This is a genomic window from Halopelagius fulvigenes, assembly GCF_055398025.1.
Genome location: NZ_AP043846.1, coordinates 2,236,083 through 2,248,649, shown reverse-complemented (window position 1 = coordinate 2,248,649; position 12,567 = coordinate 2,236,083). Strand labels below are relative to the sequence as shown.

Genomic DNA, 12,567 nt, shown 5'->3' with positions numbered 1-12,567 from the left:
GAAACGCCGCCGGACGGCGGGCTACGCCGGCGAGACGACGGCGTAACAGTTCCCACTGGAGACGAACGCCTCGCGCACGCGCAGGTCGCTCTCGCCGAGGTCGGACTCGAACTCGTCGGGGGCGTAGATGTGGTAGAACCGCGGGACGCGTTCGCCGCCGGGGAGCGTCCAATCGACGGTGGTGTCGAACCCCTCCGTCTCCTCGAACCGGTCGTGTTCGGTGGACCAAGCGCTGACCACCGCCCGCCCTTCGGGGCGGAGGACGCGCGCCAACTCCGAGAGGCTCCGCACGCGGTCCTCGCGCGTCCGGAGGTGGTGGAGCGTCGCCACGTACACGGCGATATCGAACGCGTCGTCGCGGAACGGAAGTTCGGCGGCGTCGCCTCGGACGAGTTCGACGTCGAACCCTCGCTCCGCCGCCCGTTCGGCGGCCTGGTCGAGCAACCCGCGACTCGCGTCGAAGCCGACGACGGCGGCGACGTCCTCGGCCATCGCCTCCGCGTGGCGGCCGTTGCCGCACCCGAGGTCTAACCCCCGCGCCGAGTCGGCGGCGTGGTCGTCGAGGAACGACGACACCTCGGGCCACGGGTACTCGCGGGTCGATGCGAAGTGCTCGGCGATTCGGTCGTACGTCTCGCGCGGCGTCTCCGCACCCGTCGGGCCGTCGGCGTTCGTGCCGCCGTCGTCCGGGCCGCGTCCATCGTCCTCGCCGTCCATACCCTCCGGTCGCCGTCGGCGTACAAAGGCGCGACGACCCGCGGTCGCTACAGGAAGGCGAAGAGCAGGTACGCGGCGGCGAGCAGTACGGTCGCGTGCTTGACGCCGTCGCAGAGGCTCCCCTCGCCGAGTTGCCCAGCGACGAGGCCGGAGCAGACGCCCTGTACGGCCGCCACGTGGAAGAACAGCAGTTCGTACGCCTCCGTATCGACGGCCCGCAGGCCGGAGAAGAGGCCCGTGGAGACGCCGCCGACCTCCCCGCTCCCGAGGGCGGGCGAACTGCCCGCGGCTTCGACCGCCGGGATGAACGCGACGGTCAGCGCCGCGATGATGCCGAGGAAGACGAGGAACGAGACGTAGATGACGACGAGGTAGGTAAGCATCTCCTGTCGTCGCTCCTCGCGGAGTCGGCGACCGTCCCGCGCCTCGTCGGCCGCGATGCGGAGGACGGGCGCGATGTCGCCGCTGGCGACCATCGCGTTCGTGATGAGCGTCACCGCCCGCGAGACGAGGGGCGTCCGAACGCGCTCCTCCATGCGGCGAAGCGCCGTCTGCGCGTCCTCACCGCTCTCCGTCGCGTCCCCGCCGTCACCCCTCGCGTCGTTCGGTTCTGACATGCGTCCCCCTTCCGAAGGTCACCGGTCGTTTCGGTCGGAGTGACCTAAATTCGTGCGAACGATTACGTTCGGTCAACCGACAGGAGGACGCCGGCGAAGACGAAGCAGAAGACGACGCCGAGGGGAATCGGGACGCCGGGGAACCCCCGCGTCCACAGGAGGGCGGTGGCGGCCGAGAGGACGACGCCCGTCAGGCCGAGGAGTCCGCCGAGGAGGCGAACCGGGTCGACCGGCCCCGCCTCGACGGCGCCCTCGCGGGCGTAGTAGAGTGCGGCGAACGCGACGGCCGCCGCGAGGACGGCCGCGCCGACCGCCCACGCCTGATAGGCGACCGCTATCGTCTGTCCCGACTGGAACGCGATGGCCGAGAGGGGGTCGGAGACGTGAACCGCGTCGGCGAACGGGACGCCGAACGCGTACCGTATCTGAAAGAACGGGAATCGGACGAAGAGGACGGACCCGCCGGAGACGGCGGACGAGTACGTCACGTTCCACGGGATGAACGCCGTCAACCACGCGGATACCACTGCGAGTGCCCCGGCGTGTTCGGAGCGTACCCAGACCATACCCGAGGCGAACCGTCGAAGGGGTAAAACCTACCGACTGTCATCGACCGCAACGCGTGCCGACCGTCGGCCGAGATACGTGGATAGGCGTTACGTTCATACGCGGTGGGCACCCAACTTCTAGTAACGGAATGAGGCGTGATTACTTCCAGTTGGACGTCGAAAACATCGACTGGGTTGAGACGGATGGGGACGCCGAAAAGCCTCTCGTGCGGATCGACTTCCGGGGTCCGGAGGGGTCGCTCCGAGAGCGCTTGACCGGGACCGAGGAGTCGCTTTTGGAGGCCGAGGAGACGGACGTGGCCTACCGCCTCCAGGACGGCATCGACGACCCCGACGCGACGGGCGTCGTGAGCGTCACGAACAGAATCACCGGGGATTTCGTGCTCGAACTGAACGAAGACGCCGACGACGTCCTCCGGTTCATCCGCGCGGCGCGGGAGTACGGCCAGTACACCGCCGACCCGGACGAGGGACGCTATCGAGTCGAAATCAGCGTCGAGGGCGAACACCTCGTCTCCTACGAGAAACAGACGTTTCTCGTGTACGACAAGGAGGGTAACCTCCTCCGCGGCCAGAGTCTCATCCCCTCCGGCGTCGAACTCTGAGGCGTCGGGGGTCTCGTGACCGCCCGGCGAGGAGTTCGCTCGACGACGCCCGGGTGGAATCACACGACATATTACGCCGCCGTCGCTACTTCTGCGTCGTGGAGAACGTAACCGACCGCACGAGCAATCCCTTCGGCATGCGACCGGCGTGCGACCGGTTCGTTCCGGGGTACGGAGACGCGAACGCGAACTTCCACGTCGTCGGCGACCATCCCGGCGTCCACGGCGGAGAGGCCACGGGCGTCCCGTTCACCAACGAACCCGGGGTGCGACTGCAGGTCGCACTCGCGGAGGCGGGCCTCCTCGATTCGACCGGCGACAGACCGGACGTTCGGAAGTCCTTCTTCTCGTATCTGCACATGTGCGTCCCCGACGGAACGCCGACGCAGGCGGAGTACGACGACATGGAGCGATTCTTCGACGCCGAACTCCGCGCGATAGCCGCGCACGTCCTCCTGCCCGTCGGCGCCCGCGCGACGGCGCACGTCCTGCAGAACTACACGGCGCAGGCGTGGAAGACCGAGATAGACATGGAGGCGCTACACGGCGAGGAAATTCGCGGAAGCGGCTTCCTCGTCTACCCCATCGAGGACCCCGCCGAGTGGGACGAGACACACCACGACCGACTGGTCGAGTCACTGCTCGAACTCCAATCGACCGACTACCGACGCGAGGCCGACCTCGGCCGGTTCGAAGCCGGCAACGACCCGTATCTCGTACGTTAATCACCCGCACGCTTCTCGAAACGGCGATTTCGGTCGATTTTCCCCGGTGAATAACACAGTAACGACCATGAAGATTAAATGGATTTTCGGTTCCGTGCCGATAACGGCCACAATTACCAACCATCCGTCCACTACTCGATGACGAGTTGGATGTTATTGGCAGGAACAAAGGACTTTTGACGACATGCGTCAAAGACCATACTGACGCGCGTGGTGTACTCCGGGCGCGTCAGGTAAGGAACTGCGAGACTGGTGCTCTTCGCAGTGGCTTGGTCAGTCCGGGGCCCCGCTTTCGCGCGGACCCCGCTTCCTTCTCGCCGAACTATCCGAGGAGCGTCAGGTACCGAGCGGTCGGACCTCAACGCCGCCGTTATCCGCCGAAATCGTCAGCGACGGCCCCCGTCGCCGAGCGTTCCGACGATGCGAGACGCAACGTCGTCGCGTCGGCGAGGCCGATGTCGGCAATCTCGCGTCGCTCCGCAGATACGCCGACCGAATCGAAAACGCCCGTGGTCGTTACGCCAGTCTGTCCGCGAGGCGACGGAGCGCCCCGTACCCGTCGCGGGGGAGGGGATAGCCGTGTCCCACGCAGGCCGCCTCGAACGGGGGGACGCGTTCCGCGAACTCCCGGACGCTCTCGGCGTTCTGGTCGGTGTCGTAGTTCATGAACCGGGGGAGCAGTTCGAGGCCCCCGCCGGACTCCTGGACCAAGTCGCCGAGGAACGCCGCCTCGTGGGCGTCGTGGTGGTAGCAGACGTGGCCGGGCGTGTGTCCCGGCGTGCGGTACACGTCGAACTCGCCGACGGAGTCGCCGTCGGCGACGAGTCGAACCTCGTTCTCCGGCACCGTCGCGAGTGGCGCGGTCAGTCGCTGGATGACGCCCTTGGCGTTCGTCAGGAGGGGGACGACTTCGCCCTGCAGGTAGGCGGCGTCCGGTTCCGCGACGTATATCGGCGTCTCCCCGTCCAACCCGAGAGAACCGAGAGCGCCGACGTGGTCCACGTCGTAGTGGGTGAGAAGCACGCGTTCGATGTCGCCCGGCGAGAGGCCCGCCCGGTCCAGCATCGCGCGCATCCGGTCGCCGTCCAACGGCGTGCCGGCGTCCACCAGCGTCAACACCCCGTGGTCGTCCACGAGGTACGCGTTGACCCCTCGCAAATCGAATCGTCTGACCGCGCCCGGTTCGAGGCTCATGCGCCCGTATTCGCGGCGAACTGACAAAAGTTCCGTCCCCGTTCGGCGGGGTCAGCGGTCCGAGAGCAGGAACCAACCCACGTCGCCGAGGAAGACGAGCGTCGCCGCGAGGGGGAGGACGACGAGGAGTGCGAGCGTCGCGCCCGACGGTTCCACGGCCACCGCCGTCCCGAACGAGAACGCCCCGAGGGGGGCGAACGCGCCGACGAGGTAGAGGTACGCCGTCCCGCGGCCGAACTTCGCCACCGTCCCGACGAAGACGAGTGCGAGGAGGGCCGCGCCCGCCGGGAACGCCAGCCCCACCGAGGGCGGCGCGGCGACGGTTCCGAGGACGAACGCCCCCGGCGGCGTCAACCCGTGACTCGCCGACAACGCGGCCGTCGGGTCCGCCGTCGCCGCCGACGCGAGAACGGAGAGCGCATCGAGGTTCGACCGCAGGTAGACGGCCAGACCGGCGACGTACCCGACGCCCGCGAGGAACACCGCGGTCCACGCGTACCAGAGCGGACTCCGCGTCGAACCCTCGTCGGTCGCCGCCGCGTCGGACTCGGAGGCCGATGCCGAGTCCGACGTTGACCCGTCCGCGCCGCGGTCGGTTCGACTCCGCGACCGAGTCCGGGAACGCGACGCTCGGTCCCCGGAGGACCGGTCGGAGGATCGCCGCGACCGACCGCGCGACGACCGAGAACTCCGCGTTCCCGTCGAGGACGACGCGGACGACGAGGACCGCGTCGACCCCGCGGACGACGTCGCGGACCGGGTGGAAGCGGACGACCTGGAGGACCGAGTGGACGACGAAGAGCGAGTGGAAGTGGACGACGAAGACCGGGTGGAGGAACTCGAAGAACGCGACGACCCCGAGGCGGTCGACGAAGGCGACGACGACGCGGAGGTGCCGCGGCCCGACGCCGACGAGGACCGACCGCCGCCCGTCGAACCGCCCGACCGAGAGGCGGTCTGCCAGCGGTTCCCGCCGGCGTTCGAGGGGCGGGTCATGCCCGCCGTCGGGAGGCCGTCGAGTCGCTTCGAGACGTAGTTCGCGTGTCCCATCCGGTCGTACGCGGAGCGCTCCGTCTCGTCGGAGAGCACCTCGTACGCCTTCTTGAGCGTCTTGAACTGCGCGGTCGAGCGGTCGTCGTCGTTCACGTCCGGATGGTACCGTCTGGCCTTCGCCCGCCACGCCGCCTTTATGTCGTCGTGGGAGGCATTTTCGGAAACCTCCAGCAGATCGTAGAAGTCGTCCATTCCCGTCGCTACCCGGTACGAAATCACCTGCTTTGAATGTACCGGCGCCCTACTGGTCAGTCATTCGATATGAACGAGGTAGGCGACGACGTAGAGGAGCACCGTCAGGACGACCGCGGTGACCGCGGAGTAGGCGTGAATCCGCCGCGCCTGTCGCCTGTCCGCGCGGCGGTCCTCCTCCACCGACACCTCGCGGCGGTCGTCGCCCCCCTCGCTCACGTCGTAGATGCCGAGCGAGGCGAAGCGGGGGCAGAACTCGAACTGCCCCTGAAAGAACCCTTCTGCCGCGCCGAACAGGGGAAGCGCGCAGAGAACGAGCACCCACATCGGGCCGTCGGTGGCGAGCACCCACGTGATGAGGACGAGCGTCGCGACGGACGCGACGCCTCCCAGCGCGTAGCGTCGCCGTTGCTCGGCCTCGCCGATGTTGCACTCGCCGGGTTGATACTCCGACATATCGGCCCGTTCGCCCCGGAGGCCTGAAACGGTACGGTCCGCGGCGATTCGAGGGGATGAAAACCCTCATTGACCCGCTTCTCGTCCGGCGAGACATGGACCTCCACCGCATCCGACTCGGCAACGCCGTCTTCGAGGGGCGCAACAACGCCTACCTCCTCCGCGGCGACCGGACGACGCTCGTGGATCCCGGGGCGTCGCTCGATTCGGTTCGCGACGACCTGCATGCCGGCCTCGCGGCGGCGGGCGTCGAAGTCGCCGACGTGGACCAGATTCTCCTGACCCACTGGCACGCCGACCACGCCGGCCTCGCGGGCGAACTCGCCGCCGAGAGCGGTGCGACGGTTCGCGCACACGAGGCGGACGCGCCGCGTATCGCCGGCGACGGGGACGCCCTCGACGCGGAACGGCGGCGCAGGGACCGCCGCTTCGAGGAGTGGGGTATCCCGGCGGAGAAGCGAGCGGAGTTGGTCGAGTTTCTGGACCGCCACGGCGACCTGCGGGGCGAGGCCGTCGAGGTGGAGACGCTCTCGGACGGCGACCGGGTGTCCGCGGGCGACGGGGAACTCGAAGTCGTCCACCTGCCCGGCCACGCGGCCGGACTCGTCGGGTTCGTCGCCGGGGCGGACGGGGCGGCGGAGGCGTTCGTCGGCGACGCCATCCTCCCGAAGTACACCCCGAACGTCGGCGGGGCGGACCTCAGCGTGGACGGGCCCCTCGAACGGTACGTCGAGAGTCTGGTCCGCCTGATAGACCGCGACCTCGACCGGGCGTGGCCCGGCCACCGCGACCCCATCGACGACCCGACGGCGCGGGCGCGGACCATCCTCGAACACCACCGCGACCGGACGGAGCGAGTCGTCTCGGTCCTCCGGGAACGCGGGCGCGCGGACCCGTGGACGGTGAGCGCGGACCTGTTCGGCGAACTGGAGGACATCCACATCCTCCACGGACCGGGCGAGGCGTTCGCCCACCTCGACCACCTCGTCCGGCGGGGCGCGGCCGAACGGGCGGGCGACGAGTACCGCCTCTTGGAGTCGGACCCGAACGTCGCGGACCTGTTCCCGAATACGAAATACTGAAACGCCGCCGCCGGGAAAGGAGGGACATGGAACTGCGGGTCATCGATAAGACAGACGAGGAACTCCGCATGGAGATCGCGGGCGAGGACCACACGTTCATGAACGTCATCAAGGGCGCACTCCTGGAGACGGAGGGCGTCGCCGCCGCGACGTACGACGTGAACCCCGAGCAGTCCGGCGGCCAGACGGACCCCATCCTCTCTATCAAGACGGTGGACGGCACCGACCCCCTCGACGCCCTCGCGGACGCCTCCCGGCGCGTACAGAACATGACCGACGACTTCACGACGGCCTTCGAGGCCGCACTGTAGACGCAGACCGTTCCTGCGTCCGTTCTTCCGACGGAACCCGGCACCCGGCGAGAGGCGTCTCCGTCGTCGGAGAGACGGTCGCTCAGAAGCGAATCGGAACGTCCCTGTCGGCGAGATACCGCTTCGTCTCCTCTATCGAGTAGTCCCCGTAGTGGAAGATGGAGGCCGCGAGTCCGGCGTCCGCGCCCGCCTCGGTGAACACCTCGTACATGTCCTCGGGGCCGCCGCACCCCGAGGAGGCGATGACGGGCGTCGAGACGTTCTCGCAGACGGCCCGCGTCAGGGGGATGTCGTAGCCGTCCCTCGTGCCGTCGGCGTCGATGGAGTTGACGAACAGTTCGCCCGCGCCGCGGGACGCCGCCTCGCTGGCCCACTCCACCACGTCCACGCCGGTGCCCTCGCGGCCGCCCTTGACGGTGCACTCGAACCAACAGGACTCGCCGTCGACCCGTTCGTAGTGCTCGCCCTCCTCGTCGAACCGGCGGCGGGCGTCCACGGAGATGACGATGCACTGACTCCCGAACGACCGCGCGCCCTCGTTGACGAGCGAGGGGTTCCGCAACGCGGCGGTGTTGATGGACACCTTGTCCGCGCCGGCGCGGAGGGTCTCTTTGATGTCCTCGCGGGTGCGGATGCCGCCGCCGACGGTGAGGGGGATGAACACCTCGTCGGCCACCCGCGAGACGGTGTCGAGCATCGTCTCGCGGCCCTCCGCGGAGGCGGTGATGTCGAGGAAGACGAACTCGTCGGCCCCGGCGCGGTTGTACGCCTTCGCCATCTCGACCGGGTCGCCGGTGTACTCCAAGTCCTCGAAGTTGACGCCGGTGTAGACCGCGGGCTCGCCGTCTTCGTCCAGGTCGACGTCGATACAGGGGATGATTCGCTTCGTGAGCATTCGCTACCCGAAGGTTCGTCCAACGACCGTTTGACGGTTTCGACTACGGCGACGACCGGTTCACGCGGTCACCGGTTCGTCGAGGAGGTACACCCGCGCCTCCCACGGACGCAGGTCCAGCGTGTCGTTTATCCGCCCGAGGGGGGTGTTGTAGTTCCCGACGAGGAACTCCGCCTCGCCGACCACGTTCGCGGGCGGGGCGTACGTCGTCGTCGCGCTCGAAACGTTGAGGACGACGAACAACTCCGCGTCGGGCGTCACCCGCGAGTACGCCCACACCCGGTCGTGGTCCGTCGTGTGGAGGACGTAGTCGCCGTAGACGAACACGTCGTGCTCGTCGCGCGCGGAGAGAAGGTGCCGGTAGTACCGGCGGACCGACCGTTCGTCGCGCCGCGCGGCGGCGACGTTGACCTCCGTGTAGTTGGGGTTTACCGGCATCCACGGGTCGCCCTCGGTGAACCCGGCGTGTTCGTCGTCGTGCCACTGCATCGGCGTCCGCGCGTTGTCGCGAGAGCGGTACTGGACGAGGTCCAGAACCTCCTCCTCGGATTCGAGGCGGCCGCTCTGGCGGGCCACGCGGACGTTGTTCAGCGTGTCCACGTCGCGCACCTCCGTCAGCGACTCGAACGGGTAGTTCTGCATCCCGATCTCCTCGCCTTGGTACATGAACGGCGTCCCCTTCAGCGTCAAAAGCAGGGTGGCGAGGAGTTTCGCCGACTCGCGGCGGTACTCCTCGTCGTTTCCGAACCGCGACACCATCCGCGGTTCGTCGTGGTTGTTAAAGTGAAGCGAGTTCCACCCGTCGCCTTCGAGTCCCTTCTGCCACTCCGTCAGCGTGTCGCGGAGTTCGTCGAGGGTCCACTCGCCCTTCGACCACCGGCCGCCCTCGGGACCGAAGTCGAGTCGGAGGTGGTCGAAGTTGAACACCATGCTCATGCCGTCCTCGCCGAACTTCTTGGCCTCCTCGACGGAGACTTCGGCCATCTCGCCGACGGTCATCGCGTCGTAGTCCGAGATCACCCGGTCGTGCATCTCCGAGATGTACTCGTGGACGTTCGGCCCGTTGACGAACTGGTCCGCGCCGCGGACGATGGCGTCGGAGTCCTCCCCGTTCGGCAGGCCCTCGGGCTTGGAGATGAGGTTGATGACGTCCATCCGGAAACCGTCGATACCCTTCTGTAACCACCACTCCATCATCTCGTAGATCGCCTCGCGCACCTTCTCGTTCTGCCAGTTGAGGTCCGGTTGCTTCTCGTCGAACAGGTGGAGGTACCACTCGCCGGTCTCCTCGTCGTACGTCCACGCCGACCCCCCGAAGAACGACTCCCAGTCGTTCGGCGGCAGTTCGTACACCCCCTCCGGGAGGTGGTAGTCGGCGGGGTCGAACTCGGCCGCAGAGACCCCCGCCTCTCCGAGCGATCGCCCCTCGCGCCAGATGTAGTAGTCGCGGTACTCCGAGTCCGGCGAGGAGCGAGAGCGCTGGAACCACTCGTGTTCGTCGGAGGTGTGGTTCACGACGAGGTCCATGATGAGGCGCATGTCGCGTTCGTGCAGTCCGGCCAGCAGTTCCTCCCAGTCGGCCATCGTGCCGTACCGCTCGTTTATCGACCGGTAGTCGGCGATGTCGTAGCCGTTATCGACGCCGGGCGACTCGTAGACGGGGTTCAACCACACCACGTCCACGCCCAACTCGTCGAGGTAATCGAGTTTCTCGACGATGCCGGGGATGTCCCCGACGCCGTCGCCGTTCGAGTCGTTGAAACTCCGCGGGTAAATCTGGTAGACGACCGCCTCCTTCCACCACGCGCGGTCGAACTGCGGCATAGTTGAAATTCCTAACTGTCTCATGTTCACTCCATCGGTTCGGTCCCTCGGTCGTGCGGTTCGATACTCCTCGGCGGGTCGGCGAGTCGGCGAGTCGCCTCAGAGTCGGTACACTCGCGCTTCCCACGGACGGAGTTCGACCGACCCCTCGGTGATGGCGTCGGCCCGCGCCTCCGAAACGTCGTAGTTGGCCAAGAGCACGTCCGGGCCTGCGCCCGTCGCCTCCGCCTCCCCCTTCTCGTCGCCTCCGACGGCGGCGGCGACGGCGTCGGGCACCTCGAACGCGGTCGGTTCGCTGGCGAAGTTGAGCGTCACGAACAGCGTCACGTCGCCGAGCGACCGGGTGTAGAGCCACAGTCGTTCGTGGTCCCGCAAGTACGGTTCGTAATCCCCGTAGGCGACGACGTCGTGTTCGTCCCTGAGTTCGAACAGTCGTCGGTAGTAGTGCCACACCGACTCCGAGTCGCGCCGTTCGTCTTCCACGTTGACGCGAGAGTAGTTAGGGTTCACGGCTATCCACGGGTCGCCGTCGGTGAACCCGGCGTGGTCGTCGTCGCTCCACTGCATCGGCGTCCGGGCGTTGTCCCTGCTGTTGTTCCGCAGGCCGCGTTTCACCTCCTCGAACGACGCTATCTCGCCCGTCTTCTGCGCGCGGCGGACGCGGTTGAGCGTCGCCACGTCGCGGAAGTCGTCGAACGAGGAGAACGGGTAGTTCGTCATCCCCAACTCCTCGCCCTGGTAGACGTACGGCGTCCCCTGAAGCGTGTGCAGGAGCGTTCCGAGGAGTTTCGCCGACTCGCGGCGGTACTCGCCGTCGTTCCCGAACCGCGACACCATCCGGGGTTGGTCGTGGTTGTTGAGGTACAGCGAGTTCCACCCCTCCTCTTCGAGCCCCTTCTGCCACCGGTCGAAGACGCGTTTCAGGTCGGTGAGGCTCCACTCCTCCACGTCCCACATCAGTTCGCCCCTGTCGAGGACGACGTGTTCGAAGTGAAACAGCATCGAGAGGCCGTCGCCCTCCGGGCCGGGGGTGACGTACCGCCGCGCCTCCTCCATCGGCATCTCCGGGCCGACCATCTCCCCGACCGTCAGCAGATCGCGGTCCAAGACGGCGTCGCGCATCTCCGAGATGTAGTCGTGGACGTTCGGCCCGTTCGCCACCAGTTCGACCGTCGTCGTCTCCGACCCGACGTTCGGCAGGCCCTCGGGCTTGGAGATGAGGTTGATGACGTCCATCCGGAAGCCGTCGATACCCATCTCCAGCCACCACTCCATCATCTCGTACACCTCTTCGCGCACGTCCTCGTTGCGCCAGTTGAGGTCCGGTTGCTTGCGGTCGAACAGGTGGAGGTACCACTCGCCGGTCTCCTCGTCGTACGCCCACGCGGGGCCGCCGAACAGCGACCGCCAGTCGTTCGGCGGCGCTTCGTCCTCGGGGCCGACGGCGGGGACGGGGCCGTCCACGTTCTCTGCGTCGCGCCCCTCGCGCCAGATGTAGTAGTCGCGGTACTCCGAGTCCGTCGACGAACGGGAGCGTTCGAACCACTCGTGTTCGTCGGAGGTGTGGTTCACGACGAGGTCCATGATGAGGCGCATGTCGCGTTCGTGGAGGCCCGCGAGTAGTTCCTCCCAGTCGGCCATCGTCCCGAACTCGTCCGACAGGGAGCGGTAGTCGGCGATATCGTAGCCGTTGTCGGCGTGCGGCGACTCGTAGACGGGGTTGAGCCAGATCACGTCCACGCCCAACTCGTCGAGGTAATCGAGTTTCTCGACGATGCCGGGGATGTCGCCCACCCCGTCGCCGTCTGAGTCGTTGAAACTCCGCGGGTAAATCTGGTAGACGACGGCCTCCTTCCACCACCGCCTCGGTTCGCCGTTCGGGAGGACGTCGTCCCCCGCGCGGGCGTGGTTGTCGTCGGTCACGTGTACAGTTCCGGACGGGCGACACTTAGCCCCGGCGAATGTTTGCGTCGGCGGCGTCATCCCGCCCCCGTCGCGGCGCGCCGCGCCGTTCGGGTTAGGTGCGCTTTTGTACGGGGGGTTCGTGCCCCCGAGTATGAGCGACCACGGCCACGCGCCCGCCGAACACGACGAGGGAGAGGAACCGGGACGGACGACTGCGCCGATGCAGGAGTTCTCGACGGGACAGGTCACCACCGGCTTCCTCGTCCTCGCCGTCGGCCTCGTCGTCGTCTTCGGCGTCCCCCTCCTCCTGTAGGCGACGGCGGGTGCGGTCCTCCGCCGTCCGCCGATTTTCCGCCCGCATCGAAAGTCCGCGAGCGGCGAGAAACGCGCGTTTTGACGGCTCCTGAGAGTTATTGGCGCAG

General features: G+C 67.5%; 14 protein-coding genes and 2 pseudogenes. 6 read left to right on the top strand and 10 right to left on the bottom strand.

The window, feature by feature from the left end; translation table 11 throughout:
- Positions 1-21 precede the first annotated feature (21 nt).
- From ACZ522_RS16375 to ACZ522_RS16365, 3 genes and pseudogenes are all read right to left on the bottom strand, one after another.
- Positions 22-717 carry a class I SAM-dependent methyltransferase gene (locus ACZ522_RS16375; RefSeq protein ID WP_379697228.1) on the bottom strand — a complete coding sequence of 232 codons (696 nt, stop codon included), beginning with the start codon at positions 715-717 and terminating at the stop codon, positions 22-24.
- Between the two features lie 47 nt (positions 718-764).
- Positions 765-1,283 (bottom strand): annotated as a pseudogene (locus ACZ522_RS16370) (type II secretion system F family protein); the annotation flags it as partial.
- A 113-nt stretch (positions 1,284-1,396) separates the two neighbouring features.
- Positions 1,397-1,900, bottom strand: coding sequence for a DUF7549 family protein (locus tag ACZ522_RS16365; RefSeq protein ID WP_379697231.1), 504 nt, complete (start codon positions 1,898-1,900; stop codon positions 1,397-1,399).
- 131 nt (positions 1,901-2,031) lie between these two features.
- Here ACZ522_RS16365 and ACZ522_RS16360 point away from each other — a divergent pair, with 131 nt between their 5' ends.
- The gene (locus ACZ522_RS16360; protein ID WP_379697233.1) at positions 2,032-2,508 is read left to right on the top strand and encodes a DUF5793 family protein; all 477 of its coding nucleotides are present in this window, start codon (positions 2,032-2,034) and stop codon (positions 2,506-2,508) included.
- Positions 2,509-2,606: 98 nt separating this feature from the next.
- Entirely contained in the window at positions 2,607-3,233 is a 627-nt protein-coding gene (locus tag ACZ522_RS16355; RefSeq protein WP_379697235.1) for a uracil-DNA glycosylase family protein, read from the top strand.
- Between the two features lie 516 nt (positions 3,234-3,749).
- On the opposite strand, the gene ACZ522_RS16350 is transcribed toward ACZ522_RS16355, so the two are convergent.
- A complete protein-coding gene (locus ACZ522_RS16350; RefSeq protein WP_379697237.1) occupies positions 3,750-4,427 on the bottom strand; it encodes an MBL fold metallo-hydrolase in 678 nt (225 codons plus the stop codon).
- Between the two features lie 51 nt (positions 4,428-4,478).
- Entirely contained in the window at positions 4,479-4,910 is a 432-nt protein-coding gene (locus ACZ522_RS16345) for a hypothetical protein (protein ID WP_379699970.1), read from the bottom strand.
- A 277-nt stretch (positions 4,911-5,187) separates the two neighbouring features.
- Here ACZ522_RS16345 and ACZ522_RS16340 point away from each other — a divergent pair, with 277 nt between their 5' ends.
- Entirely contained in the window at positions 5,188-5,463 is a 276-nt protein-coding gene (locus ACZ522_RS16340; RefSeq protein ID WP_379699972.1) for a hypothetical protein, read from the top strand.
- A gap of 77 nt (positions 5,464-5,540) precedes the next feature.
- On the opposite strand, the pseudogene ACZ522_RS16335 reads toward ACZ522_RS16340, so the two are convergent.
- Together ACZ522_RS16335 and ACZ522_RS16330 are read right to left on the bottom strand one after the other, a co-directional pair.
- Positions 5,541-5,672: pseudogene (locus ACZ522_RS16335) on the bottom strand (DnaJ domain-containing protein); the annotation flags it as partial.
- 60 nt (positions 5,673-5,732) lie between these two features.
- Positions 5,733-6,128 carry a hypothetical protein gene (locus ACZ522_RS16330; protein ID WP_379697239.1) on the bottom strand — a complete coding sequence of 132 codons (396 nt, stop codon included), beginning with the start codon at positions 6,126-6,128 and terminating at the stop codon, positions 5,733-5,735.
- A gap of 95 nt (positions 6,129-6,223) precedes the next feature.
- Between ACZ522_RS16330 and ACZ522_RS16325 the strand changes: the two genes are divergently transcribed.
- Positions 6,224-7,210: an MBL fold metallo-hydrolase gene (locus ACZ522_RS16325; protein ID WP_379699875.1), complete on the top strand. Its 987-nt coding sequence runs from the start codon at positions 6,224-6,226 to the stop codon at positions 7,208-7,210.
- 26 nt (positions 7,211-7,236) lie between these two features.
- Positions 7,237-7,521 (top strand): DNA-directed RNA polymerase subunit L, encoded by a 285-nt coding sequence (locus tag ACZ522_RS16320; protein ID WP_092536614.1) that lies wholly within the window; start codon positions 7,237-7,239, stop codon positions 7,519-7,521.
- 82 nt (positions 7,522-7,603) lie between these two features.
- Here the strand turns inward: ACZ522_RS16320 and hisF are convergent, their stop codons facing one another.
- The 3 genes from hisF to ACZ522_RS16305 form a co-directional block, all read right to left on the bottom strand.
- Positions 7,604-8,416: an imidazole glycerol phosphate synthase subunit HisF gene (gene hisF, locus ACZ522_RS16315; RefSeq protein WP_379697243.1), complete on the bottom strand. Its 813-nt coding sequence runs from the start codon at positions 8,414-8,416 to the stop codon at positions 7,604-7,606.
- Between the two features lie 60 nt (positions 8,417-8,476).
- On the bottom strand, positions 8,477-10,240 hold the full coding sequence (locus ACZ522_RS16310) for a glycoside hydrolase family 13 protein (RefSeq protein ID WP_379697245.1): 1,764 nt from the start codon (positions 10,238-10,240) through the stop codon (positions 8,477-8,479).
- 99 nt (positions 10,241-10,339) lie between these two features.
- Positions 10,340-12,163 carry an alpha-glucosidase gene (locus ACZ522_RS16305; protein WP_379697248.1) on the bottom strand — a complete coding sequence of 608 codons (1,824 nt, stop codon included), beginning with the start codon at positions 12,161-12,163 and terminating at the stop codon, positions 10,340-10,342.
- 133 nt (positions 12,164-12,296) lie between these two features.
- Here ACZ522_RS16305 and ACZ522_RS16300 point away from each other — a divergent pair, with 133 nt between their 5' ends.
- On the top strand, positions 12,297-12,458 hold the full coding sequence (locus ACZ522_RS16300) for a DUF7550 family protein (protein ID WP_379697251.1): 162 nt from the start codon (positions 12,297-12,299) through the stop codon (positions 12,456-12,458).
- The last annotated feature ends 109 nt before the right edge of the window (positions 12,459-12,567 follow it).